This is a genomic window from Pseudomonas sp. W17 (assembly GCF_040268305.1).
Taxonomy (GTDB): Bacteria; Pseudomonadota; Gammaproteobacteria; order Pseudomonadales; family Pseudomonadaceae; genus Aquipseudomonas; species Aquipseudomonas protegens.
The window spans coordinates 895,862-918,425 of sequence record NZ_CP158490.1 but is presented as its reverse complement, the minus strand read 5'-3'; the positions used below and the strand labels follow the sequence as shown (position 1 = coordinate 918,425).

The window sequence follows — 22,564 nt, the reverse complement described above, 5'->3', positions numbered from 1 at the left end:
TGAACCAATGGACGAACCAATGGACCTCGACATGACCTCATCCCTCCAGCGAATCGGCACCACCGCGCGCTTCAGCCAGGCCGTGATCCACAACCGGACCGTCTACCTGGCAGGCCAGGTTTCGCAATTGACCGAAGGGGACATCCGCGCCCAGACGCAGGATGTGCTGCAACAGATCGACGCCCTGCTGGCCAGGGCCGGCACCGACAAGGGCCACCTGCTCAGCGCGCAGATCTGGCTCAAGGACATGGCTGACTACCCGGCCATGAACCTGCTCTGGGATGCCTGGCTCGAAGGTGTCCAGGCACCGGTGCGGGCTTGCGTGCAGGCGCCCATGGCCAAGCCGCACTACCGCATCGAAGTGTTGGTGATTGCTGCGCAACCGGCCTGAATCAGCCCAGCCCTGGCCCGGTCTCAGTGGCCACCAGGGCCCGCTCCATGATCAGCGTCAGCTCCTCGCCCTCGTAATGCTCGCGTACCCGGACAAAGCCCAGGCGGGCATAAAAGCCTTCAGCGGTGACCGACGAGGGCACCACCAGCGAGGTCTGGCCCGAATCCAGCGCCGCCTGCTCGACCGCGGCCATCAGTTGCCGCCCCAGGCCCTGGCCGTGGTAGGCCGGGTCGACAAACACCGAACGCACCGCACGCCCGTCGAGGCTGGCGGTGCCCCGCAATTCCCCGTGCACCAGGGCGACAAACATCTGCCGGCGCTGCATCAGTTGGCGCACTGCATCGGGGGTGAAGCTGGCCTGGACCCGCTCGATCACACTGGCGGGGTAGTCCTGGGCATTGCTGGCGAGCAAGGCCGCCAGGATCACCTGGCTGACCTGTGGAGCATCGGCCGGTACGGCCGGACGAACCTGATATTGCATGACCACTCCCTGGTTATCCCGCGGATGACAGTGGCCAAAATACGGCCCGCCCCAGGCCCTGCCAAGCACTTATTGCAACTGGAACACCAGGCAGGGGTTGTCGTTGAGCCGCCCCTCGAACACCGGCAACTGATTCTCCAGGGAGGTGTTATCCAGCAGCCCCCGGTCCTTGCGCGCGATCATCACCCAGGAGTCATGGGGCAGCGAGTCCAAGTGCCCGGGGTCGTCGCCGCTGACGAACAGCGGCTGTTCGTCGTGGTCCAGGTTCATCATGTAGCGCACCGCCCAGGTGTCCTGGCCCAGGTTGAAGAACACCAGCGGCCCGGGGCTGACCTGGCGCAACTGCTCCACCTGGGAAACGAAGGCCTTAGTGTCGAACTGCAGATCCTTGGCCGGGTCCACCACCGCCACCAGCAGCGTCCATTGCGCCGCCAGGGCCAAGCCGCTGAGCAGCACCAGACGCCGCCCGAAACTGCCCAGGGTCTTGCGCCAGCCATACAGCGCCAGCAGCTGCAACACGACGAAGATCGCGATCAGCAACGGCATGGACACCGGCGGCCAGTAACCGTGCTTGTGCCAGCTGTGGCGCAGGACGAACAGCACCAGGATGCACAACCCCGGCAACAAACCCACCAGCCACAGGTAGCCGCTGCGCACCTTGCCCAGCCAGCCCCGGGCCGTGAGCAGGCCGTAGGCCGCCACCGCAGCGAACATCGGCACCATGGGCAGGATGTAATAGGCGCGCTTGAAGTGCGGCACCGACAGGCCCAGCAGGATCATCAGGCCACAGGCCCCCAGCCGAAGTACCAGGCGCAGCTGCGGGTTCACATGGCGCTGCGACCATTGCCGGCGCAATACCCAGAGCGTCGCCAGGGCCAGGGGCACCACCGGGAAGTAGCGGTACAGCGCCAGCTGGAAGTAGAAGTAGAACGGCTCGCCGCTTTCATCCAGGCGCCCGACCACCTGCATGTTGTAGACCTGACGGACGAAATCTTCGCCACCAGCGAGATAGGCCAGTTGCATCAGCAGCCACCAGCAGCCGGCCAGCAACAGGAGGCCACTGACGCCATAGGCGAGCACCCGTTTGATCAGCGTCAGCCGCGCCTCGCGGGTGCGGCTGTCCCCCAGCAGCCAGTAGGTGCAGGCCACCCCGCAGACTTCCACCAGCCCCAGGGGCCCGCGAATGGCAAAGGCCAGCACCAGCAGCGGCAGCACCGCCCACAACCGCAGCCGGGAGCCCAGTTGCTCGCCGCTGTGCAGCAGGTAGAAGGTGCCCAGGCACAGCAGGGAAACCATCTGGTCCAGGCACACCGAGCGGGACTTGTCCAACAGCTGGCTGGTCAGCGCCGTGAGCAGCACCGCGAGCAGTGCCCAGGTGCGCCCCGAAGGCGCCAGCAAGCGATACAGCAGCGCCAGCACCCCGGCCGAGGCCAGCGCGGTGGGCAGGATATTGGCCAGGTGGTTGGGGGCGCCGAAAGCCTGGGCGAACAGGTAGCTGAAGAAGGTCGCGGTGCCCGGGTAGTCCGGGTATGGCTGGCCGTAGGTAGTGGGGAACAGGCTGGCGCCGTGGCGGAACATTTCCTGCAGGAACAGCGCCCAACGGCCGTCGAAACCCTGGGGCTGCTGGTCCCAGATGCCAAAGGTGAACAGCAGCAGGGCCACCAGGTAAATACCCCAGACCTCAATACTCAAACGCGTTTCTCGAACCATCTTCGCCCCACCAGAAAGCGCCGCACCCAAAGCGAGGCATAAGGCTGGACATGTTGCTCGCGCAGCCCCTGAACGGTGCCTGAACAAGGATAAAAAACCCGCTCCGCACAGCCGACTGTAGCCGCTGCCGAGCCCGCGAGGCTGCGAAAAGGCCCGCAGGGCCTTGCCTGGCGATCTTCAGGCAAACCTCTGGCGGCCTCAGGGTCCCTGCGCTTCCTGCGACAGTGCCCCCAGAGCGTTCGCAGCCTGCGGCAGCGGCTACAGGGAACGGCGACCCAGGGTGATAAGCCGGCGCCAGTCGAACTGCCCCACTGCCAGCGCCAGCAGGATCAGGCCCATGGATACAGCCTCATCGACCCCGACCCGCTGCCCCAGGATCAACACCGACCCGGCCATGCCGAACACCGGGATCAGCAACGACAAGGGCGCCACCCGAGAGACCGGATACTCCCGCAGCAACAGGTTCCAGCCCCAGTAACAGAAGTGCGTCGCCGCATAGACCTGAAACATCAGCGACAGCAGCGCACTGACGGACACCTGCCCGGCCAGTTGCAGAAACGGCGCACTCCCGTGGCTTACCCAGGTCAATGCCAGCAGCGGCAATGGCGCAAACAGGCTCGCCCAGACCACGAAAGCGAACACCTCACGCACCCCGCAGCGCTTGATGATGACGTTGCCCACGCTCCAGCTGAATGCACTCACCAGCAGCAGGGCATAACCCAGGCTGGTGGCATGCCCGGGGCTGTCGCCAATGATCCGCAGCAGCCCCCACAGGGCAATGGCCGTGGCCAGCACCTGTTGCAGGCGCAGGCGCTCGCCGAACAGCAGCACGCCCCAGCCCAGGGAGAAAAAGGCACTGAACTGGATCAACAGTGCAGCCGTGCCCGGCGCCACGCCGTGATCGATCCCCAGGTTGATCAGCGCCCACATGGCGACGCCGAAAATCAGCCCGTAGGCCGCCAGCCAGGCGAATGCCACCGGCGGGCGCGGCACCAGGAACACCCAGGGCAGCGCCGCCAGGGTGAAACGCAGGGCGGTGAGCAGCAACGGATCGATACTGGCCAGGCCCAGTTTGGTGATGGGAAAGTTCAGGCCCCACAAGGCCGTCACCAACAGGGCCAGGAACAGGTGTTTTTTCTGCATGTCGCGCGGTCCAGGACAGGCGGCCGCGGGTCATTCCCCGGCCGGGGCCGAACTATCGCCCCGGCGCGCCATGGCCCGCTTGCAGTATTAGGTCAATTATCAGTAGATTCGGGCCATGCAACCCATCGATATCGATCCTTACGAAAATACCCCGCGGGATGTGGTGGTCACCGCCATCGACTACCCCGACGGCCTGTACTTCGCCGAGCACCAGCATCGGCGCGGGCAGTTCGCCTATGCGGCCACGGGGGTGATCAGCGTCTTCAGCGACCAGGGCAACTGGGTGGTGCCGCCGCAGCGGGCCATCTGGGTGCCGGCCGGCGTGCCCCACGCCATGCACATGAGCGGGCCGGTGACCATGCTCAACACCTATGTACGGCCCCGGGCAGCCAAGCGCCTGGGCCTGCCGGAACAATGCCAGGTGCGGGAGGTGTCCGAGCTGCTGCGCCAGTTGCTGCTGCGGGCCACGGCCATTCCCCCGCGCTACGCCGTGGGCAGCGTGCAGGGCCAGGTGATGAACCTGCTGCTGCATGAAGTCGCGGCCATGCCGGCCCTTGCCCTCAATGCTCCGCTTCCCCGCGAGCCACGGCTGGCCAGGGCCTGCCGCGAGGCGCTGGAGCAACCTTCGCTGGAGTTGGGGATCGATGAAATGGCCGAGCGCGCCGGCATGAGCCGCCGCACCTTCACCCGGCTGTTCCGCCAGCACACCGGCATCAGCTTCGTCGAGTGGCGCCAGCAGGCCTGCCTGCTGGCTGCCGTGGTGCGCCTGGGCCAGGGCGAGGCCGTGACCCGGGTCGCCAGCGACCTGGGCTACAGCAGCCCGAGTGCGTTCAGCGGTGTGTTTCGCAAGGTATTGGGCGAGACGCCCAGCCGCTATTTTGCCCGGGCCCGGGCCTGAAGGACCCGAGCCGGAGCGAGGCCGTGCTAGAGGAACACGGCGGACAACATCCCCAGCGCGCCGAGGCAGAAGCCGATCAAGGCACCGCGCCCGGGCGCCTGCTGGAACAGGGCCCAGATCACCAGCGGCTCCAGGAGCAGCAGCGACGTTACCGAGACCACGGTGATGATCCAGATGTCGCCCACCGCCACGTAACCCAGCCAGTAGGCCGCCAGCAGGCAGATACCGCCCAGGCACATGATCAGCACTGGCAACGCCAGTTCGGCACCGGAGGTGTTGCCGGAATGGGCCAGCCGCGCCACCACCACTTCACTGTAGATGGCGCAGAACTCGCCCAGCACCATCAGCCCTACAGCAGAAACTCCGAGTAATTCTTTGGACATGTAACAAACCCCTTCGTATTGAGAGCCCGATTTTTCAGCTCCCAGGCATTGATCGCTCCGCTGACGGAGCCTGAATCACGATGCGCAGGGGTACGGGGCAACTCGGTAATATCCAGGAACTTGAACATGTCCATCTCCTTCTGGGTGGGGGGGTGCAAACCGGGCCCATGCACGACCGACGGGCCACTGCCTGTATAAGGGATTTTCTGCCCCGGAGTCATCCACCAGAGCGCGTCGACCGCGAAAAAAACACGCAAACTCCACAAACAGACAGGCTCGCTGCCGATAGCCTTGCTCCGGTCATTCTCAGCCTGAGGCCCGTGCCCACCATGTCCCAAGCGCCCCAATCCGTTCGCACCCTGAACCGCGGTCACTGGATCGCCACCTACTTCATCGGCGTCGCCGGGCTGTCCCTGGCCCTGATGCTGGTGCTCAACCTGATACTGCTGACTTCCAGCGAGACCCCGTGGAAGGCGCTGCTGGACTCCCTGTCGTTCAGCGTGGCGGTGCTGATGGTGAGCCTGGTGCTGATTACCCTGATCGCCGCCTTGCCGTGCATCCTGTTCTTCTGGCTGGCCCAGCGCTTTAACTGGCGTCGCCTGTGGATCTACCTAGTGAGCGGAGCCCTGGCGGCGCAGTTCGCCATTCCCGTGATGACCCAACTGCTCCCCGAACTCTTCAACCTCCCGCACGGCGTCAGCGCTGCGCTGCACTATTTACAGCTGGTATCGATGTTCGGCGGCTGTGGGGTGTTCATGGGGGGGCTGTTCTGGTGGCGCAGCGGGCGTCACTTGCGCTGAACCGAGCCTTTTTTCACCACCGGCCCGACGCCAGGCAACCCACCCCTGGAGCAGGGCCAAAACAGCCACCCCTATAGCGATCCTTTCCATGTCCACAACAACTCCACCCCGACGCAGCGTGCAGCCGGAAGACTGGTTCGCCGCTTACTTCATCGGCGTCACGGCCCTGGCCACGGTGCTGGCCTTGCTGCTGATGCTGACGATGCTGGCCAGCGCCGGTTCGTTGAACGGCAACATCATTCTGCAGACGCTGTTCGTGGGCCTGCTGACCCTGGTCGTCAGTGGCGTGCTGACCGGCATTCTCACGGCGTTGCCTTGCGCGCTGTTCTTCTGGCTGGCCCAGCGCTTTGCCTGGCGCAACGTGCTGATCTACCTGTTCAGCGGCGCGGTGGCCGCCATGCCGACCATCCCCGTGGTCGCGAGCCTGGCCCCTTCCACCTTCTATTCCGACCCGGCCGAAGAGGAACCGCTACCCGAGGGCTTGCCGCGCTACCTGCCACTGGCGCCGCTGTTCGGTTGTGCGGGGGCCTTCCTCGGCGGCGTCTTCTGGTGGCGCAGCGGGCGCCACCTGCGCTGACCGCGACAGCCTCTACAACGAGGCGCCGGGCTCGGCCTCGCGGGCCACTACCACTTTGCCCAGCAGGCCGCCCTGCTCCACCCGGGCATGGGCCCGGCGCAGGCTGTCGGCGCTGAAGGGGTGAATGACTTCATTCAAGGTGCTGCGTATCACGCCCTGGTCCAGCAGTTGCCCCAGCCGGTTGAGGATGTGGTGCTGCTCGATCATGTCCGGGGTCTGAAACAGCGCCCGGGTGAAAACCATCTCCCAGTGCAAGGACACGCTCTTGGCCTTGAGCGGCAGCGCATCGAAGAAGTCGTGATCGTCGATCAGCGCGAGATGGCCGTGGGGCGCGATGATTTCGCTCAGCTCGGCATAGTGCCGGGCGGTGTGGGTCAGGGCGGCGATATGGCTCGGTGGCGGCAGGTCGAGGGCGGCCACTTGCGGCACCAGCGAGCGGGAATGATCCAACACCTGATGGGCCCCCCGGTCCAGGCACCACTGGCGGCTGTCCGGCCGCGAGGCGGTGGCGATCACCGTCATCCCGGTCAGCTGGCGCACCAGCTGGATCAGCACCGAACCCACGCCACCGGCGCCACCGACAATCAGCAGCGTGCCCTGCCGGGACAGGTCGCCGGGCACCCGGCCCAGGCGTTCGAAGAGCAATTGCCAGGCGGTCAGCGCGGTCAACGGCATGGCCGCCGCCTGGGCAAAGGACAGGCGCTTGGGCTTGTGCCCCACCAGGCGTTCATCGACCCGGTGCAGCTCGGCATTGGCCCCCTCGCGGGTGAAGGTGCCGGCATAGAACACCGCATCTCCAGGGGCGAACAGGGTCACCGCGCTACCCACCGCGCGGACCACGCCACTGGCGTCCCAGCCCAGGGTGCGCACCTCGTCGGGCACCGCCACCTGGCCGGCGCGGACCTTAGTGTCCAAAGGGTTGACCGATACCGCCTCGACCGCCACCAGCAGGTCATGAGGTTCCAGTGGCGGCGGGGCCAGTTGCACCTCGCAGAACGCGTGGGGGTCAGACAGGTGCGAGCCTTTGAGGTAGGCGATGGCCTTCATTGCAGAGCTTCCTTGGCGGTTGAAAGCGCACACTTAAATCCCTCATGCCCTGCCCGCACAAGTAGGGTACTTTTGCGTACCTGCTACGCAAAAGGACCGTCAGGCGATGAAAAACAAACACTACCAGGACATTCCAGGCTGCCCGGTGGAGGTCACCCTGGACCTGATCGACGGCCGCTGGAAAGGTGTGGTCCTGCATCAATTGCTGGCCAACGAGTTCCTGCGTTTCAATGAACTGCAACGGCGCCTGCCGGGGATCTCCCAACGTCTTTTGACCAAGCAGTTGCGGGACCTGGAAGCCGCCGGCCTGGTGGCGCGCACGGTGTACGCCGAGGTGCCGCCGCGGGTGGAATACCGCCTGACCGAAGAGGGGCAATCGCTGCAGCCGGTGGTCGAGGCGCTGTCGGCCTGGGGCCGCGGGCGCATCAGCCGGCAACAGCAGGAAAGCGCCCTCACCTGATCCCTCACCAGAGCCCCCCATGCCCGCCCACCCGGATACTCCAGCAAGGTTCAAGGTCTACCAGGGCTCGACCCTGCTCGGCTGGTCGGCCCTGGAGTCGGCCGACCCGCCCATGGGTGTGGCCTTCGGCCAATTCATCGCCGCCCCGGCCTATGCCGGCCTCCAGCAGCAGGTTCGTGCACTGGCAGGAGCGAGCCAGAGCGGGCTGCACCTGGTAGTACACCACCTCGACCAACCCGTGCCTGCCCTGGGCGTGAGCATTCAGGACTACTCCGCCGAATGTGGCGCCGATGCCATCGAGATCACCGTGCTGGGCATCGCCTACCCCCTCTACGAACAGCTGTTCCCGCGAGCCGTGGCCGCCTACCAGCAGGCCATGGGCTAACCCGCGCACAGCCGGCGAACATCCGCACGTTTTACCCCTACTTGTTCACAATTCGTTAAGACTTGCCTACGTATACTTTCGGGCTTGCCCGCGGCCTTCCGGCTGCGCCCCTCGACCTGCCGGCGCACAACTCATGTCACGACCCGCTCCGCTACTGTTTCTGCTGGCCTGCCTGCTGTTCTTCTTCGCCCTGGGCAACCACCAGTTGCAAGGTTCCACCGAAGCCCGGGTGGCCGGGATCGCCATGGAGATGCACCTGGACGATGACTGGGTCACACCGCGCCTGTTCGGCACGCCATTCCTGGAAAAACCGCCGCTGAGCCTGTGGCTCGATGCCGGGGCCATCCGCGCCTTCGGCGGCACGCCCCTGGCGGTGCGCCTGGCCTCGGCCTTCGCCGGGCTGTTCAGCGTGATGCTGCTGTACGCCATGCTGCGCCGCTTTGGCCGGCCGGCAGCCCTGGCGGCCATGGCCGGGCTGATGCTGGCGACCATGGCCAGTTACTGGAGCAACGTGCGCGGCGTGGGCGAGGATGCCCTGCTCAGCCTCGGGGTAACCCTGGCCCTGCTGGCGTTTTTCCAGGCCCATCGACGCCAGGCCGCGCAGCAGCCGGCGCGGCTCTCCTGGCTGGCGTTCGCCGGCGGGATCGCCATCGCCACCCTGAGCAAGGGCGTGCTCGGCCTGGCCATGCCCGGGGTGGTGATCTTCGCCTACTTGCTGGCCGACAGCCTGATCGACAAGCGCTTCACCTTCAGCCACTGGCTGCGCCCGGGCCTGCTGACCCTGCTGGGGCTGGTGCCGCTGATGATCTGGCTGTACATGCTCTACCAGCGCGGCGGCCTGCAGGCCCTGGGGGAAGTGCTGTGGACCAACAGCGTCGGGCGCTTCGACGGCTCCTTCGAGGAGGCCGGACACTACGAGCCCTTCTACTACTACCTGGCCAAGCTGCCCCAGGCCTTCCTGCCGTGGAACATCCTGGTTTACCTGGGCCTGTGGCATTTCCGTAAAACCCTGGTGCAGAACCGCTACCTGCTGTTTTTCAGCCTCTGGCTGCTGGCGCAGTTCGCCTTGCTGTGCCTGGCTTCGAGCAAGCGCACGGTGTACCTGATGTCCCTGACCCCGGCCGCGGCGGTGCTGGCGGCGGAATATGGCGCAGTGCTCTACCAGCGCCTGGCCAAGCGGGCCCCGGGCACGGGTTTCTGGAGTGCCGTGGGGCGCCAGCGCAAGGGCTTGCTGATAACGCTCATGGCCCTGGTGATCGGCGGCTATCTGGCCAACGCCCAATGGGCCGCGCCCAGGGCCGACCGCGAACTGTCGTTCGTTCCAGTGACCGACCGGATCATGGCGTTGCAGGGTAGCGGGCACCAGCTGGCGCTGTACCAGGCCAACGAACGCATCGCCGGCGCCAGCGTGTTCTACACCCAGAGCCTGCTCAAGGACCTGCAGACCGAAGCGCAGTTGCAGGCCTTTCTCGCCGAGTCGCCGCAGCATGTCGCCGTCATCGGCGGCGACCAGACGCCCAAGCCGCCATTGCAGATCCTCAAGACCCTCATGGTCAGCCGCCAGGCCTACCACTTCGTCAGCCTCGCGCCGGGCCACTGACCCAGCAACGAAAACGGCACCTGAATCAGGTGCCGTTTGTCTATCCGGGCGAGGCTTACTGAGGGTTCTTCAGCTTGACCACATCACCGGAGACCTTGGTGGTGTAGCCGCTCAGGACCCAGGCCCAGAACCAGTTTTCCTGGACCTGGGTGTTGATCAGGGCGTCGCCGCCCTTGGCCTTGATCGCCGCAGTCTGCGCGCGGACGAAACGGCTGTTCTGCTGGATCGGGATCACCCCGAACAACATGATGCCGGTGGCGGTCGCTTCACTGTGACCGATCACGGTGTACTGGCTGCTGTCCAACTGCTGGGTTTTCATCGGGGTGCCGGTGCAGCCCGCAAGAACCAGACCGAGGCAGGCAGAGGCAACGACTTTGCTGATGTGCTTCACGACGCAACTCCATGGAAAAAGCGTCCGGGATTCATTTCCCGGGCGCGGCACTTTACTCGCGCGACATTGAAATGCCCATCCCCGTGGCCCCGCCCCTTGCCCCCGCCCCCTTGAACGCCACCCCTTGAATCCTTTCCCGCTGATACCCGCTCACCGCCCTTGAAACCATGACTCCTGCCCATTGACGGGCATTTCCTCAAAGGAGTCAGTCATGACCATCACCGTTACAACCACGACCCTGGACCAGGCCGTCGCCCAGAAGCGTTTCGACGATGCCTGCCACTATCTGCGCCAATCCGACCTGGCCAGCTTCCTGATCGACGAACTGATCGCCGTCAAGGAAGAGCTGATCGTGGAAGTCACCAACTCGTCGGCAGCGGACAAGACCGACCGCTGGATTCCTCCGGCTGCCACCTCCACCACTTCCGCCGGGCGCGTGGTGTGGAACCTCAAGTCCCAGGTGTACGCCATCGAGAAAAAATACAAGCAGCCGGACCTGAGCAATTTCCAGAAATTCCTCGCGCTATTCAGCAGCGACCGGGTCGAGCGCCTGTCCCCCGCCCTGGTGCTGATGCACGAGCTGGGACACGCCTGCCAGTTCCTCACCAACAAGGCCGAGTTCCGCCAGCAACTGGCGAACAAAAACATCCTCGAAGTGGAAAACATCAACGTCAACGCCATCGAGAACACCGTGGCCAAGGAATTGACTGCTAAAAACAACAAGGAAGGCCTGCGCTGGGATTACCTCGACGCCCGCTAAGCCTTGCTCCCCGGCGACAGCCTGTCGCCGCGGAGACTTCCCCCGTGTTCGTGTCGGGCCGTTGCGGCCTGGAAAAGGAGTTATTCCCATGTTGATTCTGCGTTCACTGATCATCGGCCTGAGCCTCTTGGCCAGCGCTGCCCACGCCCTGGAAACCGCCCAGGTGCCGCCCGCCACCCTCAAGGCCTACGCCGCCACCCTGAGCACCGTCGCCGGCAGCAGCCAGTGGCAGCAACTGTGGAAACGCTCTCGTGACCAGGGCGTGTTCGTCCACCAGGGCGAGCAACCGCGCTTTACCGTCAGCCAGGACAAACTGCCGGACATGGCTCGCAGCACCTTGATCAATGCCAGCAGCGTAACCCCGCAGAACACCACCCAGGCGCTGTACCGCTATGAGTTTTCCAACCCCATCGGCCAGGCCAAGGGCATTTCCCTCAAGGCCATGTGCCTGTTGGTGGACTGGCGCTCGCTGCCCAGCGGCACACAACCCGACGACACCAGCCACATGGGCAACGCCAGCCTGCTGCAAACCTACCCCTGCCCTTGAAACCGGCAAGCCGCCCAGGCCTTGAGCCTGGGCGGCGAGCACTTACGAGGTTAGCTGCGAGCCCAGCAGATCAGCCTCCTTGCGCCGGCGAGTGCCGTAGCTGTCGCCAAAGTTGCGCAGGTTGGCCAGGGCACTCTTCCAGTCGCGGGCCACCACCTGGGCCCAGAAGTTCGGTGTGCGACTGGCCAGGTTGCCGTACTGAAAGGCCACCGAGGCGATAACGGTCTGCATCGGTGCCGGCAGTTGAGCGAAGTCCACTCCGCTGGCCTTGGTGTAGTTCGCTGCCAGAAGATCGACGAAGGGCGCCTTGAATGCCTCGTCCACCAAAAGCGCCTCGTCACTGCTGATGTTCAAGGGCTGGCCGTCGAGAAACGCCTTGGCCTTGAGCCCCTTCAGCCCCAGGTAGGGGGTCAGTCGCCGGATCAGGTCCGCCGGCAGATTGAGCGCCTGCAGGTCCTCTACGTTCCGTTGCCCCAGATCGAAGCCTGTGCCCACCGTGACGCCACTCTTGCTCTTGTCCGGATCGGGCACATAACCGCGGGTAATGGCAGCTCCCTCCAGAGCGGCGATAAAACTGAAATCAATCGCGTAGCGTGACATGGATTTTTCCTCATCCAGTTTAGGAAAATCCAGTGCACCACCAGCGACCGATACAACATCAGAATGTAATAGTTCCCCTTAATAGGGGGGAAATTTCCCACTGAACAGAGGACGAGACACCTCCTTAGGATCAAACCAGCCTTATCCATAATTCCAAGGAGGTACCAAATGGACGTGAAAGACCTCGTACTCATCGATGTTCGCCAGCTCCCTCACTCGCTCCAGGCCCTCATCGACTGCATCGGACTGGAAAATGCCTACCGCCTGACCCGTGAATACGGCGGCCGCCCCAAGTACATCCCCAAGCATGCCGAACGTACCTCCCTGGCTTTGATCCTGCCGCCCGACGCCCTCAACGCGCTGATCGAGCGTTTCGCCGGCCTGGCCCTGGAGATCCCCAAGGCCGACCACTTCTGCCGGCAGATCCGCAACCAGCACATTCAACTGGAAAGCCTGGGCGGTATTTCCCGCAGTGTGCTGGCGGACAAGTACGGCCTGAGCCTGCGGCAGATCGGCAACATCCGCCGCCTGGATGCCAACACTCACCGGTAATCGATTCCTGCTGAATCGGCCTTCACGGCTTTCTTAACCTGCAAGGGCGCATTTCGCGCAACAAAGAACAAGGAGCTAGACCATGGCAGATATCGATAAGGGCCTGATTGGCGGCGTGATCGCCGCCCTGCCCCTGGACAAGATGATCACCGGTCCACTGATGGCGATGATTCAGGCGCAGGTCGCCGCGAGCAAAGCCTATGCGGACTTCCTGATGGGCGTGTGCATTCAGAACGGCCAGGCGGTTTCGGTGCAGTTCGACTACGACGAAACCCTGGTGGATGAGCAGGGGGTGTACAAGGGCACCGTGAAGAAGTCGATGCGCATCCCGTTGCTGGCGGCCATCAGTCACCCCAACATCACCATCGAGGAAGGCTCCATCGAGTTCGAGCTGACCATCAGCCAGATGGCCGAGGACACCAGCAGCACCGAAGCCTCCGGCAGTTTCGAGGCGAAGATGGGCTGGGGCCCGTTCAGCGTTTCGGTCAAGGGCGCGGCGAGCCACAAATCGACCCAGACCCGCAAGACCGACACCCGCGCCCGCTACGCCATCAGCACCAAGATCGTCCGCCAGGACCCACCGGAAGCCCTGATGCGGGTCATCGACTTCCTCACCGACGCAGCCACCAAGCCTGTGCGGCTGCCTAGCACTCAACCGACCGACACCGACAAGCTCCCGACCGCCAACGCGCTGAAAATGCCCGATGCCGCGGACGAGAAGAAAACCGGTACCGGCGGTTGATCCACACCGCGCCTTCGCCCCAGTAACCCGCCCCGCCTTCATGGCGGGGCACTTCAGCCACCGAACAAGGAGCGTGATCCATGGCGTTTTTTTCTCGCAGCAAGGAGCCCATGTCCGCCAGCGACCTGAGCCATATCACCCGCGGCATGCATCAGGCTGCAGCCGCCACCCACAACCTGATCGCCCAGCAGTACATCAAGTTGTTCGACCAGTTCTTCGACTACAACGTCGACGACCTGGGCACGCCGATGAAGGCCAAGATGGTCGAGGTGGCGCTCAACGAAGACCACATCATCAATGTGCCGCTGATTGCGCTGGTTTCGCCCAAGGGCCTGGCCCTGCACAAGATGACTGTCGACCTGTCGGTGCGCATGCAGGCCACCGAGCTGCAGAAGGCCAGCCACGATCTGGAGAACGGCGAGCTGCAGAGCGAGAAGTTTTTCGTCACCTTCGGCAGCGGCAAGCGTGACGGCCAGGAACGCGACCCGGACGAGGTACAGATCAGCATGGAGTTTCGCGACTGCCAGCCGCCGGAAGCGATCCAGCGCCTGATCGAGGAGTTCACCAACCTGATCAGCCCGCAGCGCATCAACGACGGCCCGGCAGCCACCCCGCCAGCGGCTGGCACGCCACCGGCCGAGCCGGACCTGCTGCCACCTTGAGCCGCTTCCTATGCCCCTGAAGGCCAGCTACACGGAGCGGCCGCCTGCGGTCAGGGCTTGAGGTTCACCGAGCGCCAGTCACTGGCCTCGATCAGGCCGAGCATCTTCGGCGCGCCATTGAGGGTATCGGTGGAGACGAACAGGGAAGCGCCGTACCCCAGGGTCGGGGTCGCCCGTTTCAGGTCCTGCTCCATCTGCGCCATGCATTCGCTGTGGGTCACCAGCACCAGGTTGCGCCCGGCGACCTTGTGCGCCATGACATCACGCAACATGGTGTTCTTGCAGTTGAACAGCCAGCCATCGCCACTGCTGACCTTGCTGAACATGTAGCTCGCGGTCTGCGCGGTGCGCGTCAACGGGCTGTTGTAGATATCGGTACGCTCCAGGCCCAGGTGCTCGAACTGCGCGCCGAGCCCCACCGCCACCTCGCGGGCCCGGTCGGTAATGCCATCGGCCGGGCCCAGGCACGCGGCATTGGAGCGGTCGCAGCGCTCCATGTGCCGCACCAGCACAATCATTTCGCCCTTGTCCCAGGCGGCCGTCAGGGCCTGGAGCCCGGCCCCGTTGCCGTGGCTCAGGTCGGGCACCGAGGCCGGCCGGAGCAGGAGCAGCCCCAGGGGAATCACCAGGCAAGCGCCCAGCAGCAGCGCCAGCAGGTTCTTGTAACGGACCAGGAAGCGCCCCAGGAAGGGCCGCTTGCTCGCCGGCAACACCAGTCTTGTAGTCAATTCCCAGCCGCCCTTACGAGAATGTTCCGATGTGTTGAGCAGCGCACAGCAAGGCTACGAAAGCCTGATGACAATTGAACGCTGGCCGATGCCCGTGGCATCGACCGCCCAGACTCTAGAGCGCCGGGCGTGGGGCCCGAGTGAAATCAATGTGAAAAAAAGCTCAACGGACCGGCGGCACATCCCGCAAAATAGCCGTCCATCGCCTAAAACATTGTCTTGGGACAATGCCGACGAAATCGTTTCAGCTATGGCACATCCCGCCGATACACCCCCTACAAAACACCTTGCTGGTCACCAACAACAACAATCTTCCAGCCAACTCAAGATCAAGAAGAGCTACGTTCCTGGAGGAATTCAATGAGTAGTTGGTTTGCCAACATCAGCGTCAACCTTAAGCTGGGCCTGGGTTTCGGCCTGGTCCTGGCCCTGACCACCGTCCTTGCACTGACCGGCTGGACCAGCCTGGGCAGCCTGATCGACCGCAGCAACTGGATGAGCGACATCACTCAGCTCAACAGCGGCCTGACCAAGCTGCGGGTCACCCGCCTGCAGTACATGCTGGCCAACGGCGACGAAACCGCCGCCCAAGGCGTGCAGAACACCCTGGACGATTTCAGCGCCCAGCAGAAAAAACTCCTGGCCTCGTTCCAGAGCCCGGAAAACATCAAGCTCCTGCAAGGCCTGGGCGCGACCATCAGTGCCTATCAGGACTCGCTGAACAAGATGCGCAATGCCTACCGCAGCGGCGACGCTGCGCGCCTGGCGATGAACCAGAACGCCGAACGCGCCAATGACCTGATCAACGGGATCAACTCCTGGGTCAAGCAGTTGCCCCTGAGCGATGAGCGCTTCGAGCAGTTCCAGGCCATCACCCAGGCCAAGGAAGCCTTCCAGCTGGCGCGCTATGAAGTGCGCGGCTACGTCACCACCAACAACCCGGACACCGAACAGAAAGCCGTCACCCAGCTCAACGCTGCGATTGCCGAAATGGATCAGCTCAAGTCCCATTTCAGCAGCACCCAGCGCGATGCCCTGCAACAGCTCGAAACCGCCCTGAGTGGCTACCGCAGCTCGCTGCAGGCCTTCAAGGTCGCCTTCACCAACGCCGTAGAGGCGCGCAAGGAAATGACCGACCAGGGCGCCGACATCGTCAGCCGCAGTGACGCCCTGTACCAGATCCAGCTGGACCGCCGCGACATCGAGAGCGCCCAGGCCCGCAGCCTGCAGCTGATCAGCACCCTGCTGGCGCTGCTGGTCGGTGTACTGGCCGCCGTGATCATCACCCGGCAGATCACCCGCCCACTGCAGGAAACCCTGGCCGTGGTCGAGCGCATCGCCTCCGGCGACCTGACCGAGAACCTGCGGGTCACCCGCCGCGACGAACTGGGCGTGCTGCAACAAGGCATCGTGCGCATGGGCGTGACCCTGCGCGAGCTGATCAGCGGCATCCGCGACGGCGTGACCCAGATCGCCAGCGCCGCGGAAGAACTGTCCGCGGTGACCGAAGAAACCAGCGCTGGGGTCAACAGCCAGAAAGTCGAGACCGACCAGGTGGCCACCGCCATGCACGAGATGACCGCCACCGTGCAGGAAGTCGCGCGCAATGCCGAAGAAGCCTCCCAGGCCGCGGCCGCCGCCGACGGCGAAGCCCGCCAGGGCGACAAGGTGGTGGCCCAGGCCATCGAGCAGATCGAGCGCCTGGCCAGTGAAGTGGTGCGCTCCACCGACGCCATGACCGTGCTGCAGCAGGAAAGCGACAAGATCGGCAGCGTCATGGACGTGATCAAGGCCGTGGCCGAACAGACCAACCTGCTGGCACTGAACGCCGCCATTGAAGCCGCTCGTGCCGGTGAAGCCGGGCGTGGTTTCGCCGTGGTCGCCGACGAAGTGCGGGCCCTGGCCCAGCGCACCCAGAAGTCCACCGAAGAGATCGAGGAACTGGTGGCCGGCCTGCAGAACGGCACCCAGCAAGTGGCCACGGTGATGAACAACAGCCGCAGCCTGACCGACAGCAGCGTCGAACTGACCCGCAAGGCCGGCGCCTCGCTGGAAAGCATCACCCGCACCGTTTCCAACATCCAGTCGATGAACCAGCAGATCGCCGCCGCTGCCGAGCAACAGAGCGCCGTGGCTGAAGAGATCAGCCGCAGCATCATCAACGTGCGCGACGTCTCCGAACAGACCGCCGCCGCCAGCGATGAAACCGCAGCCGCAAGTGTTGAACTGGCGCGCCTGGGCGGCCAGTTGCAGATGATGGTCAGCCACTTCCGCGTCTGATTCGCCGCGGCCCCTTCGCCGGAAAGCCGGCTCCTACACCCTCCGTAGGAGCTGGCTTGCCAGCGAAAGGCGCCAATCCCCGGACCCGAGCATTTACACCCATCAGGGTTTGCCCTTACCTTTCCCGGTCTTCGTCCTGCTGTCCTAGGGATTAGTCACCAGGAACCCGTTCATGCCCAGCCTCGGTTTTACTTCGGTCCCGCCCCTGCTGAAATACCTGCTCTATGCGGAGCAATTGGGTATTGCCACCGAGCCGGCTCTAGCGGCAGCCGGGCTTAGCGCCGCGCAGTTGAACGACACCAGCCTGCGCCTGCCCATGGAGGTGCATGAGCGGCTGCTGGACTATTTCTGCCAGCACTCGGGCGATCCGCTGTTCGGGCTCAATTCGGCGCGCTTCGTCAAACCCAGCTCGTGGAATGTGCTGGGCTACATCACCATGAACTGCGCGACCCTCGGCGAAGCCATGGGCCGCATCATGCCGTTCGAAAAACTGGTGGGAGACATGGGCACCAGCCGCGCCGAAGTCGCTGGCAACCAGGTACGGCTGATCTGGAGTTGCCGCCATCAGCGCCCGGACATCCGCCGCCACCTGGTGGAAAACGTCCTGGCGTCCTGGCTGTTGTATGCGCGCTGGATCGCCGATTCGCAGTTGTCGCCCAGCGCGGTGTGGTTCGAACACGCCCTGCCGGAACCCGCCGAGGCGGCGCAGTACGAGGCGTTGTTCGGCTGCCCGGTGCTGTTCCAGCAACCCTGCTCGGCGCTGGTGGCGCCGCTGGAGTACCTGCAGATGCCCCTGCGCCAGGCCGACGCGCGCCTGCTCAAGACCCTGGAAGAACATGCCCAGGCGATGATGGCTTCCCTGGGCGATGCGCCCCTGGCCTTGCAGGTGCACAACGTGCTGCGCCAGTTGCTCAAGGACGGCCTGCCGCGCAAGGAGCAGGTGGCGCAGCACCTGCACCTGTCGGTACGCACCCTGCAGCGCCAACTGCAACAGGCTGGCACTTCATACCAGCAGATTCTCGACGACCTGCGCCAGGAGCTGGCCGAGCACTATCTGCGCCACAGCGAGCTGTCGATCCAGGGCATCTCCGATTGTCTGGGGTTCACCGAACCGCGCTCGTTCCACCGCAGTTTCAAGACCCGCACCGGGCTGACCCCAGGGCAGTTCCGCCTGAGCGCGCAGAGCTCCGGCAAGGCCTGAAACCCGTTACACGCTGATGGCGTTGGTGAACACCAGGCGATTGCCGAACGGGTCGCTGATGGTCATGTCCTGGCTGCCCCAGGGCATGGCCTGGATCTGCGGATGGGAGAAGCGGTACTGCTTGGCCAGCAACTGCTGCTGGAAGGTTTCCAGTTCATCGGTCTCGATCCGCAGGGCCGCACCCGGCGAGCAGTCGCCATGGTGCTCGGTAAGGTGCAGCACGCACTCGCCCCGCGAGACCTGCATGTACAGCGGAAAATCGGCTTCGAAGCGGTGTTCCCAATCCAGGGAGAAACCCAGGAAATCGAGGTAAAACTCCCGGGCCTTGGCTTCATCGAAGATCCGCAGGATGGGGGTGGTTTTGCCAAAGCTCATTGCGCGACTCCCTGACTGAAATGAGCCGACTATACAGACGGCGATTATCAGCAGTTCGGCGCCGCTCGGGGATTCTTTAATAGCACAGCGCCATCATTGTGACGGAGGTCAACAAATCAGCCAGCGAATGCAAATCCCGGGCGCAGGTCACCTTCCCGGGGCAGGAAGCGCCCGTGGCGTTCGCCGTTGGCCCGGCCCTGGGCAAAACTGCGCACGCCATTGACCCAGACCCCATCGATGCCTTGCGCGGCGCGCTGCGGCTCCTTGAAATCCGCCACGTCGCGCACCCGCGCCGGGTCGAACAGCACCAGATCGGCCCAGTGCCCTTCGCGGATCTCGCCACGCTGGTGCAGGCCGAAGCGCGCCGCGGACAGCCCGGTCATCTTGTGCACCGCAGTGTGCAGCGGGAACAGGCCCAGGTCGCGGCTGAAGTACCCCAGTACCCGGGGGAAGGCGCCCCACAATCTTGGATGGGGGAAAGGATCTTCCGGCAGGCCATCGGAGCCGATCATCGACAGCGGATGGGCGAGGATGCGCCGCACATCGTTTTCATCCATGCCGTAGTACACCGCCCCCGCCGGTTGCAGGCGCTCGGCGGCGGCCAGCAGGCTGACGCCCCAGTCGGCGGCGATCTCGCTCAAGTCGCGACCGCCCTGCTCAGGGTGCGGTGTGGACCAGGTGATGGTGATGCGGTAGGCATCGGTGACCTGCTTGAGGTCCAGGGTCGAGGAACTGGCGGCGTAGGGATAGCAGTCGCAGCCCACCGGGTGTTCCCGGGCGGCGTTTTCCAGGGCTGCCAGCAGTTGCGGGCTGCGCCCCCAGTTGCCGGCGCCGGCGCACTTGAGGTGCGAGACGATTACCGGTGCCCGGGCCGCGCGACCAATCAGAAAAGCTTCGTCCATGGCCTCCAGCACCGGCTCGAACTCGCTGCGCAAATGGGTGGTGTACACCGCGCCGAACGCCGTCAATTCCTGGGCCAGTTGCAGCACTTCATCGGTCTCGGCGCAAAACGCGCTGGCGTAGGCCAGCCCGCTGGACAGGCCCAGGGCGCCGCTCTCCAGGCTTTCGCGCAGTTGCCCGCGCATGGCGCTGATTTCATCGGCCGTGGCCGTGCGAAACAGGTCCGGCAGGTGGTTGCTGCGCAGCGCGGTATGCCCCACCAGCGCCGCCACGTTGATCGCCGGGCGCGCGGCATCCACCGCTGCGCGGTAGTCACGAAAACGCGGGTAGACGAACATCGAGCGCTCGCCCAGCAGGTTCATCGGGTCCGGCGGGTCGCCCTTGAGGGTCACCGGCGCGGCGCTGATCCCGCAGTTGCCGACGATCACCGTGGTCACCCCCTGGCTGAGCTTGGGCAGCATCTGCGGCTGGCGGATCACCACCGTGTCGTCATGGGTGTGCACATCGATGAAACCCGGGGCCAGCACCCGCCCGGCGGCGTCGATCTCTTGCTCGGCGCTGGCCGCGGACAGATCGCCGATGCGTGCGATGCGCCCGTCGAGGATGGCCAGGTCGGCGGGGTAACCGGGACGGTCGCTGCCGTCGATGATCAGGGCGTTGCGGATCAGCGTGTGGTAGCGCATGTCAGTCTCCCAGGGGCAGGCAATCGTCGCCGCCACGGTAATGGTCCAGGGCCAGCTTGATCCGTCGCAGGCGTTCCTGGTTGTCGTCGGGCAGGGCCAGGGCCAGCTCGGTGGCCAGCACATCAATGGCCAACAGCATGCCGTAGCGGGCCGCGGTGGGTTTGTAGATGAACGAGGTCTCGGCGCTGTGCAGCGGCAGCAGCACATCCGCCAATTGCGCCAGGGGCGAGTCGGGCAAGGTAATGGCCAGGATCCCGGCGCCGTAGGTACGGGCCAGGGCCACCGCCTCCAGCAGCTCGGGGGTGATGCCGGTCAGCGAACAGGCGATCACCGCGTGCTGCGGCCCCAGGGCGGCGGCGGTGACGCGCATCATCACCGGGTCGTGGCAGGCGGCAATGGGGTAGCCCAGGCGTACCAGGCGCACTTGCAACTCGCTGCTGCACAGGGTCGAGCAGCCGCCCATGCCGAAGGCGTGGATCATCCGCGCGCGCCCCAGCAGGCGCACCGCATCGGCGAATTGGGCCTCCTCGAAACCGGCCAGATGCTGGTGCAGCGCAGCTTCGATATCGCCAACGATCTGCCGGTAGAACCCGGACTGTTCCGGGGTGCCAGCAGGGTCCAGGAAGCGGCTGCCCACCCCACTGGCCTGGGCCAACTGCAGGCGCAACTGGCGCAAGTCGCGGCAGCCGACGCTGCGGGCAAAGCGCGACAGGGTGGCGGCGCTGACTTCAGCGCGGCGGGCCAGTTCGTCGAGGCTGGCAGAGGCGGCAAAGCCCACATCGTCGAGCATCAGCCGGGCGATCCGCCCTTCCCCGGCGCTGAGAAAATCCAGGCGCGAGCGGATCTGGTAAAGGATGTCCATCTACAAAAACTCCGCGAGGACCAGGGTCAGGCCGAAGGCGATCACCGAGATCAGGGTCTCCAGCACGGTCCAGGTCTTGAAGGTCTGGATGACGGTCATATTGAAGTATTCCTTCACCAGCCAGAAGCCGCCGTCGTTGACGTGGGAAAGAATCACCGAGCCGGCGCCGGTGGCGATCACCAGCAGCTCCGGGTGCGGGTAGCCCAGGCCGACGGCCACCGGCGCCACCACCCCGGAAGCGGTGGTCAGGGCCACGGTGGCCGAACCGGTGGCGACCCGCATCAGCACCGCGAACAGCCAGCCCATCCACAGCGGCGAGAGCTGGAACTCATGGGCCAGGCCGACGATCTGCTCGGTCACCCCGGAGTCGATGAGAATGCGGTTGAGGCCGCCGCCGGCCCCCACCAACAGGGTGATGCTGGCGGTGGGCGCCAGGCATTCGTTGGTGAACTTGAGGATCGATTCGCGGTTCATGCCCTGGGCCAGCCCCAGGGTCCAGAAACTCACCAGGGTGGCCACCAGCAGGGCGATCACCGAGTTACCGATAAACAGCAGGAACTGGTTGAGGCCGGTGCCGGGCTCGGCCAGCAGGTTGGCCCAGCCGCCGAGAAGCATCAGCACCACCGGCAGCAGGATGGTGGCCAAGGTCAGGCGGAAACTCGGCAGGCGCAGGCGCGGCTCGCGGGCGATGAACTGGCGCTCCAGGGGGTTCTGCGCCGGCAGGTGGATGTGCGGCACGATGAACCGCGCGTACAGCGGCCCGGCGATGATCGCCGTGGGCACACCGATCAGCAGCGCATACACCAGGGTCTGCCCCACCGACGCCTGATAGGCCTGCACCGCCAGCATCGCTCCCGGGTGCGGCGGCACCAGGGCGTGCACCACCGAGAGCCCGGCGACCATGGGCAAGCCCACCATCAGCAGCGACACCCCGACCCGCCGCGCCACGGTGAAGGCAATTGGCACCAGCAGTACGAAACCCACTTCGAAGAACAGCGGCAGCCCCACCAGGAAGGCGATGCAGACCATGGCCCAGTGGGCGTTGCGTTCGCCGAAGCGGTCGATCAGGGTGCGCGCCACCTGCTCGGCACCACCGGATTCGGCCATCAGCTTGCCGAGCATGGTGCCCAGTGCCACCACCAGGGCGATATGCCCCAGGGTCTTGCCAACCCCGGCCTCGTAGGCGCTCACCACTCCGGAAGGCGGCATGCCGGCCATCAGCGCCAGGCCCACCGACACCAGGGTGATGACGATAAAGGGGTTGAGTCGGTAGCGGGCGATCAACACGATCAGCGCAATGATGGCGACTGCGGCGTAGCCCAGCAGCCAAGAACCCGTAGCGGGAGCCATGGCGTCCTCCTTGAAAACAGCGTCACTTTCGAATGGTTGTGAAATTCATTAATCAC

28 protein-coding genes are annotated in these 22,564 nt (G+C 64.8%); 15 read left to right on the top strand and 13 right to left on the bottom strand.

The genetic code is table 11. The annotated features are described in order from the left end of the window. Nucleotides 1-31: 31 nt before the first annotated feature. Nucleotides 32-391, top strand: a complete 360-nt coding sequence (locus ABCR88_RS04090; RefSeq protein ID WP_175456899.1) for a RidA family protein — start codon at nucleotides 32-34, stop codon at nucleotides 389-391. A 1-nt stretch (nucleotide 392) separates the two neighbouring features. Here ABCR88_RS04090 and ABCR88_RS04085 read toward each other — a convergent pair whose 3' ends face one another. From ABCR88_RS04085 to ABCR88_RS04075, 3 genes are all read right to left on the bottom strand, one after another. Then, nucleotides 393-872: a GNAT family N-acetyltransferase gene (locus ABCR88_RS04085; protein ID WP_053148985.1), complete on the bottom strand. Its 480-nt coding sequence runs from the start codon at nucleotides 870-872 to the stop codon at nucleotides 393-395. Between the two features lie 69 nt (nucleotides 873-941). Next, nucleotides 942-2,582 carry a hypothetical protein gene (locus ABCR88_RS04080; RefSeq protein WP_350404149.1) on the bottom strand — a complete coding sequence of 547 codons (1,641 nt, stop codon included), beginning with the start codon at nucleotides 2,580-2,582 and terminating at the stop codon, nucleotides 942-944. Between the two features lie 258 nt (nucleotides 2,583-2,840). Next, nucleotides 2,841-3,725, bottom strand: a complete 885-nt coding sequence (locus tag ABCR88_RS04075) for an EamA family transporter (RefSeq protein ID WP_041115862.1) — start codon at nucleotides 3,723-3,725, stop codon at nucleotides 2,841-2,843. Nucleotides 3,726-3,840: 115 nt separating this feature from the next. Between ABCR88_RS04075 and ABCR88_RS04070 the strand changes: the two genes are divergently transcribed. Next, on the top strand, nucleotides 3,841-4,623 hold the full coding sequence (locus ABCR88_RS04070) for a helix-turn-helix transcriptional regulator (protein ID WP_019092815.1): 783 nt from the start codon (nucleotides 3,841-3,843) through the stop codon (nucleotides 4,621-4,623). 26 nt (nucleotides 4,624-4,649) lie between these two features. On the opposite strand, the gene ABCR88_RS04065 is transcribed toward ABCR88_RS04070, so the two are convergent. Together ABCR88_RS04065 and ABCR88_RS04060 are read right to left on the bottom strand one after the other, a co-directional pair. Further along, nucleotides 4,650-4,967, bottom strand: a complete 318-nt coding sequence (locus ABCR88_RS04065; RefSeq protein ID WP_011059155.1) for a hypothetical protein — start codon at nucleotides 4,965-4,967, stop codon at nucleotides 4,650-4,652. 5 nt (nucleotides 4,968-4,972) lie between these two features. After that, nucleotides 4,973-5,134, bottom strand: a complete 162-nt coding sequence (locus tag ABCR88_RS04060; protein WP_178116190.1) for a hypothetical protein — start codon at nucleotides 5,132-5,134, stop codon at nucleotides 4,973-4,975. Nucleotides 5,135-5,335: 201 nt separating this feature from the next. Here ABCR88_RS04060 and ABCR88_RS04055 point away from each other — a divergent pair, with 201 nt between their 5' ends. Next, entirely contained in the window at nucleotides 5,336-5,806 is a 471-nt protein-coding gene (locus ABCR88_RS04055; RefSeq protein WP_232512082.1) for a hypothetical protein, read from the top strand. Between the two features lie 88 nt (nucleotides 5,807-5,894). Beyond that, nucleotides 5,895-6,383: a hypothetical protein gene (locus tag ABCR88_RS04050; RefSeq protein WP_041115856.1), complete on the top strand. Its 489-nt coding sequence runs from the start codon at nucleotides 5,895-5,897 to the stop codon at nucleotides 6,381-6,383. Between the two features lie 12 nt (nucleotides 6,384-6,395). Here the strand turns inward: ABCR88_RS04050 and ABCR88_RS04045 are convergent, their stop codons facing one another. Beyond that, nucleotides 6,396-7,430, bottom strand: a complete 1,035-nt coding sequence (locus ABCR88_RS04045) for a zinc-binding alcohol dehydrogenase family protein (protein WP_350404148.1) — start codon at nucleotides 7,428-7,430, stop codon at nucleotides 6,396-6,398. A 106-nt stretch (nucleotides 7,431-7,536) separates the two neighbouring features. Here ABCR88_RS04045 and ABCR88_RS04040 point away from each other — a divergent pair, with 106 nt between their 5' ends. The 3 genes from ABCR88_RS04040 to ABCR88_RS04030 all read left to right on the top strand — a co-directional run bounded on the left by ABCR88_RS04040 (nucleotide 7,537) and on the right by ABCR88_RS04030 (nucleotide 9,875). Then, nucleotides 7,537-7,890 carry a helix-turn-helix domain-containing protein gene (locus tag ABCR88_RS04040; protein ID WP_041115852.1) on the top strand — a complete coding sequence of 118 codons (354 nt, stop codon included), beginning with the start codon at nucleotides 7,537-7,539 and terminating at the stop codon, nucleotides 7,888-7,890. A gap of 19 nt (nucleotides 7,891-7,909) precedes the next feature. After that, nucleotides 7,910-8,275, top strand: coding sequence for a hypothetical protein (locus ABCR88_RS04035; protein WP_350404147.1), 366 nt, complete (start codon nucleotides 7,910-7,912; stop codon nucleotides 8,273-8,275). Nucleotides 8,276-8,408: 133 nt separating this feature from the next. Next, a complete protein-coding gene (locus tag ABCR88_RS04030) occupies nucleotides 8,409-9,875 on the top strand; it encodes a phospholipid carrier-dependent glycosyltransferase (RefSeq protein WP_350404146.1) in 1,467 nt (488 codons plus the stop codon). A gap of 55 nt (nucleotides 9,876-9,930) precedes the next feature. On the opposite strand, the gene ABCR88_RS04025 is transcribed toward ABCR88_RS04030, so the two are convergent. After that, nucleotides 9,931-10,266, bottom strand: coding sequence for a lipoprotein (locus tag ABCR88_RS04025; RefSeq protein WP_041115848.1), 336 nt, complete (start codon nucleotides 10,264-10,266; stop codon nucleotides 9,931-9,933). A 211-nt stretch (nucleotides 10,267-10,477) separates the two neighbouring features. Here ABCR88_RS04025 and ABCR88_RS04020 point away from each other — a divergent pair, with 211 nt between their 5' ends. Beyond that, complete coding sequence (locus ABCR88_RS04020; protein WP_232512081.1) at nucleotides 10,478-11,026, top strand: hypothetical protein; 549 nt, start codon at nucleotides 10,478-10,480, stop codon at nucleotides 11,024-11,026. 88 nt (nucleotides 11,027-11,114) lie between these two features. After that, a complete protein-coding gene (locus ABCR88_RS04015) occupies nucleotides 11,115-11,573 on the top strand; it encodes a hypothetical protein (protein WP_041115846.1) in 459 nt (152 codons plus the stop codon). 42 nt (nucleotides 11,574-11,615) lie between these two features. Here ABCR88_RS04015 and ABCR88_RS04010 read toward each other — a convergent pair whose 3' ends face one another. Further along, nucleotides 11,616-12,173: a pesticin C-terminus-like muramidase gene (locus tag ABCR88_RS04010; protein WP_015634071.1), complete on the bottom strand. Its 558-nt coding sequence runs from the start codon at nucleotides 12,171-12,173 to the stop codon at nucleotides 11,616-11,618. A gap of 168 nt (nucleotides 12,174-12,341) precedes the next feature. Here ABCR88_RS04010 and ABCR88_RS04005 point away from each other — a divergent pair, with 168 nt between their 5' ends. The 3 genes from ABCR88_RS04005 to ABCR88_RS03995 all read left to right on the top strand — a co-directional run bounded on the left by ABCR88_RS04005 (nucleotide 12,342) and on the right by ABCR88_RS03995 (nucleotide 14,129). After that, the gene (locus ABCR88_RS04005; RefSeq protein ID WP_011059146.1) at nucleotides 12,342-12,725 is read left to right on the top strand and encodes a hypothetical protein; all 384 of its coding nucleotides are present in this window, start codon (nucleotides 12,342-12,344) and stop codon (nucleotides 12,723-12,725) included. An 82-nt stretch (nucleotides 12,726-12,807) separates the two neighbouring features. After that, a complete protein-coding gene (locus ABCR88_RS04000) occupies nucleotides 12,808-13,467 on the top strand; it encodes a DUF2589 domain-containing protein (protein WP_011059145.1) in 660 nt (219 codons plus the stop codon). 80 nt (nucleotides 13,468-13,547) lie between these two features. Then, nucleotides 13,548-14,129, top strand: a complete 582-nt coding sequence (locus ABCR88_RS03995) for a DUF2589 domain-containing protein (protein ID WP_041115844.1) — start codon at nucleotides 13,548-13,550, stop codon at nucleotides 14,127-14,129. Nucleotides 14,130-14,179: 50 nt separating this feature from the next. On the opposite strand, the gene ABCR88_RS03990 is transcribed toward ABCR88_RS03995, so the two are convergent. Further along, a complete protein-coding gene (locus tag ABCR88_RS03990) occupies nucleotides 14,180-14,857 on the bottom strand; it encodes a histidine phosphatase family protein (protein ID WP_041115842.1) in 678 nt (225 codons plus the stop codon). A gap of 67 nt (nucleotides 14,858-14,924) precedes the next feature. Here ABCR88_RS03990 and ABCR88_RS03985 point away from each other — a divergent pair, with 67 nt between their 5' ends. The 3 genes from ABCR88_RS03985 (at nucleotide 14,925) to ABCR88_RS03975 (ending at nucleotide 18,338) form a co-directional block, all read left to right on the top strand. After that, on the top strand, nucleotides 14,925-15,221 hold the full coding sequence (locus ABCR88_RS03985) for a hypothetical protein (RefSeq protein ID WP_144404844.1): 297 nt from the start codon (nucleotides 14,925-14,927) through the stop codon (nucleotides 15,219-15,221). Beyond that, the gene (locus tag ABCR88_RS03980) at nucleotides 15,218-17,137 is read left to right on the top strand and encodes a methyl-accepting chemotaxis protein (protein ID WP_041115840.1); all 1,920 of its coding nucleotides are present in this window, start codon (nucleotides 15,218-15,220) and stop codon (nucleotides 17,135-17,137) included. The genes ABCR88_RS03985 and ABCR88_RS03980 overlap by 4 nt, the downstream gene beginning before the upstream one ends. A 172-nt stretch (nucleotides 17,138-17,309) precedes the next feature. Continuing rightward, a complete protein-coding gene (locus ABCR88_RS03975) occupies nucleotides 17,310-18,338 on the top strand; it encodes an AraC family transcriptional regulator (RefSeq protein WP_011059141.1) in 1,029 nt (342 codons plus the stop codon). 6 nt (nucleotides 18,339-18,344) lie between these two features. Here ABCR88_RS03975 and ABCR88_RS03970 read toward each other — a convergent pair whose 3' ends face one another. The 4 genes from ABCR88_RS03970 to ABCR88_RS03955 form a co-directional block, all read right to left on the bottom strand. Then, complete coding sequence (locus tag ABCR88_RS03970; protein WP_011059140.1) at nucleotides 18,345-18,713, bottom strand: glyoxalase superfamily protein; 369 nt, start codon at nucleotides 18,711-18,713, stop codon at nucleotides 18,345-18,347. 116 nt (nucleotides 18,714-18,829) lie between these two features. Beyond that, nucleotides 18,830-20,296 carry a D-aminoacylase gene (locus ABCR88_RS03965; RefSeq protein ID WP_041115838.1) on the bottom strand — a complete coding sequence of 489 codons (1,467 nt, stop codon included), beginning with the start codon at nucleotides 20,294-20,296 and terminating at the stop codon, nucleotides 18,830-18,832. A 1-nt stretch (nucleotide 20,297) separates the two neighbouring features. Next, nucleotides 20,298-21,158: a MurR/RpiR family transcriptional regulator gene (locus ABCR88_RS03960; protein ID WP_011059138.1), complete on the bottom strand. Its 861-nt coding sequence runs from the start codon at nucleotides 21,156-21,158 to the stop codon at nucleotides 20,298-20,300. Then, nucleotides 21,159-22,508: a gluconate:H+ symporter gene (locus ABCR88_RS03955; protein WP_011059137.1), complete on the bottom strand. Its 1,350-nt coding sequence runs from the start codon at nucleotides 22,506-22,508 to the stop codon at nucleotides 21,159-21,161. It abuts the gene before it with no gap. Nucleotides 22,509-22,564 lie beyond the last annotated feature (56 nt).